The following is a 2,874-nucleotide window of genomic DNA, read 5'->3' as shown; positions in this document are numbered from 1 at the left end:
AAAAAAAAGTTTTAGTAATGACTTTGTGGAGTCATTCCTAAATGATGATCTTCGCTTTTTTTACCAGGTATACCATAAGCATCTGCCCTACATTGAGTGCATGCTCTGAATACCGGTATGATTTCTTCAACTTGCTCCCTGACACTTTCCATCATTGAACAGTCCGGACGACTATAATGTTTCATTTTAGCTAAAGGAATCAATGGCAAAATATTCATTAAAGAAGCGCCTCTTTTTTTAACCTCTTTAGCTATTTCTACAATATGTTCATCGTTCAAACCAGGGATTAATACAGAATTGACTTTAACAACCATACCATTGGCTGCTGCTTTTTCAACACCGTCCAATTGATTTTTTATCAAAATGTTAACGGCATCATATCCTTTGTAAACCTTACCTTCATATTTAATAAATGAATAAATATCAACAGCAATGTCAGGGTCAATTGCATTGATTGTTACTGTAACGGAGTTTACTCCAAGTTCTGCAAGCCTATCTGCATATTTTGGAAGTAAAAGTCCATTAGTACTCATACATTTGATTAAATCAGGTTGTTCAGTTGCCAGTTTTTCAAAGAACTTGAATGTCTCTTCATTGGCAAGTGAATCTCCAGGTCCCGCTACTCCTACAACTGCAATTGGACCGTCAGCAGCAACATCATTGACATGCTTGATTGCAGCATCTGCATCCATTACACAGCTTGCAACGCCAGGCCTATTCTCTTCATCATTAATATCTCTTGTACAGAAGTTACAAAAGATATTACATTTTGGTGCAACTGGCACATGTGCTCTACCGACCTTATCATGCATTTTTTCATTAAAACATGGATGTGCTTTTGTTATGTGTGCAAATCTTGAACCTTTATGTTCAGCCATACTATCACTTCTCCAATATATAACTCCTGTTATTTTGTATTGATACGAACAAATATTTAAAGTTTTCTATTTGCCACTTAACTCCGCAATATATTCATTAGCCTTTTCAATCCATGCATCTGCAATTAGCTCATCAGTAGCTACAACAGTAACGATATCTTCGGTAGACATGTCTTTAATGATTTTGAATCCTTCAGGCAATATCCTAAATATTGCATCATAAACCCTTCTCTGCAAATTAGAGTGAGGATCATCCACAATAATTGTTTTCAAATCAACATGGTCTCCAGCAATTTCCAGCTGATATCTGTTTGGTTGATAAATCTCATCTCTAGAATATCTTTTCCATAGCTGCTTTAAGATATTTGGAAGATAATTTTCATTATCAACAATAATTCTGGTGAGATCTTCTGCCTTAACGTATGTTAAAGTAGCCACATCTCCAAAAGTAACCGCATTTGAAGTTTTCTTCATTTTAATAGCTAAGACAAATACAGGATCATCAGGATTGACATAAGCTCTCAAATCATCAACAGCAGCACCTAAAACCAAATCCTGGAAAATCTGCTTAATGATGATTTCATAAACTTCAGCACCTCTTTCATCGTAGCATTCAACTAACATTAAATCAACCCTTTAAATTTATTTATCATCGTGTCTGTGTCCCATTCCGGATACTAAAAGAGCTGCTCCAACAGCACCGATATGTTGAGAGTATTCAGGAACAATAACTTCAATTCCACCTAAGGTTTCACTTACAGCTTCAACAAGACCGGAAATTAAACTTGTTCCGCCTACCTGGATTAAAGGTTCACGAATATCAATTTCCTGAAGTTGTTGTTCATAAACTTGTTCTGATACTGAGTGACATGCTGCAGCTGCCACGTCTGCTTTGGAACCGCCTGCTGCAAGTGTAGTAACAAGGTCCTGAATACCGAATACAATACAGTATGAATTTAACATTGCCTTTCTCCAGTCACCCTGTACTGCAAGAGGACCTAATTCAGTGATGTCAACATCAAGCCTACGGGAAGTCATATCCAAGAATCTTCCGGATGCACCAGCACAGATACCACCCATAGTAAAGTTATCAGGAATACCGTTGTTAACTGTAATTACCTTGTTATCCATACCACCAATATCTAATACGGTAGCTTCTCCTTTTTGACAGTCTGCAAGATATACTGCACCTTTAGCGTTAACGGACAATTCTTCCTGAACGAGTTCAGCTTTAAATTCCTGACCCATTGTAAATCTACCATAACCAGTTGTTCCAATACCGTCCACATCATCCCAATCGTAATCAGTGTTTGCAAATGCTTCAGCAGCAGCTGTCTTTGCAGATTCGATGATGTCCTTGGTAGCTGTCCACCCAGTTCCAATAACCTGGTTGTTTTCCATGAGCACTGCTTTTGTAGTGGTTGAACCTGAATCTAAACCAAGAGTAAGGCCTTCTTGTTTTTCACGAGCAAGAATGCTTCTACGGGTTACAGTGGTAGCCAATGCTTCCATACGGATGAACAATTCATCAGCTTTGGTTCTTTCAGTAAATGAATAAGTAACTACCGGAATACGAGTATTGTTTTGAATAAAACGTCTTACTTCATTTCTAACCAATGCCGCTTCCGCACATCTAAAACAGGTTGCAATAAATACTGCATCAGGTTTGGATCTGCCTTCAACAATGGCCATGGCTCTTGCAATCATCAATTTCAAACTTGAACTTTGAGCTGAAAATCCAAATTTCTCATAAGATTCATCAATGTAGTCCAAATCGATTTCAGGAAGAACAATTTCTGCACCAAATTTGTTTGCTGCCTTTTCAATTTCCTTTTGAATTCCACTATATTCTGTTCCGCATGAAACTAAAGCAATTTTAACCATCTTATTATTCCTCCTCAGCAGTTTTTTCAAGTGAATCTACAAACTCATTGATTTGATTCACCATAACATATGTTTCATCTTGATTAGTTGGATAATTGAGTTCCAATACAGG

The 2,874-nt window shown here is 37.3% G+C and carries 4 protein-coding genes; all 4 read right to left on the bottom strand.

Translation table 11 applies throughout. From position 1 onward, the window contains the following. Positions 1-11: 11 nt before the first annotated feature. The 4 genes from ACJMLH_RS03360 to ACJMLH_RS03345 all read right to left on the bottom strand — a co-directional run bounded on the left by ACJMLH_RS03360 (position 12) and on the right by ACJMLH_RS03345 (position 2,868). Positions 12-878, bottom strand: coding sequence for a radical SAM protein (locus tag ACJMLH_RS03360; protein WP_405274715.1), 867 nt, complete (start codon positions 876-878; stop codon positions 12-14). A 66-nt stretch (positions 879-944) separates the two neighbouring features. Beyond that, positions 945-1,502, bottom strand: coding sequence for a methanogenesis marker 17 protein (locus tag ACJMLH_RS03355; protein WP_405274713.1), 558 nt, complete (start codon positions 1,500-1,502; stop codon positions 945-947). Between the two features lie 18 nt (positions 1,503-1,520). Next, positions 1,521-2,762, bottom strand: a complete 1,242-nt coding sequence (locus tag ACJMLH_RS03350) for a methanogenesis marker 15 protein (RefSeq protein ID WP_405274711.1) — start codon at positions 2,760-2,762, stop codon at positions 1,521-1,523. Positions 2,763-2,766: 4 nt separating this feature from the next. Continuing rightward, complete coding sequence (locus ACJMLH_RS03345) at positions 2,767-2,868, bottom strand: hypothetical protein (protein ID WP_405274717.1); 102 nt, start codon at positions 2,866-2,868, stop codon at positions 2,767-2,769. Between the last annotated feature and the right edge of the window lie 6 nt (positions 2,869-2,874).

The sequence above is a fragment of the Methanobrevibacter sp. genome (assembly GCF_045116495.1).
GTDB lineage: Archaea > Methanobacteriota > Methanobacteria > Methanobacteriales > Methanobacteriaceae > Methanocatella.
Note: the sequence above shows the minus strand (reverse complement) of the source record. Positions and strands in the feature narration are given on the sequence as shown.

What these genes read in the sequence shown, in the direction of transcription:
- ACJMLH_RS03360 (WP_405274715.1), bottom strand. Translation starts at nt 878, where the DNA reads ATGGCTGAACATAAAGGTTCAAGATTTGCACACATAACAAAAGCACAT.
- ACJMLH_RS03355 (WP_405274713.1), bottom strand. Translation starts at nt 1,502, where the DNA reads ATGTTAGTTGAATGCTACGATGAAAGAGGTGCTGAAGTTTATGAAATC.
- ACJMLH_RS03350 (WP_405274711.1), bottom strand. Translation starts at nt 2,762, where the DNA reads ATGGTTAAAATTGCTTTAGTTTCATGCGGAACAGAATATAGTGGAATT.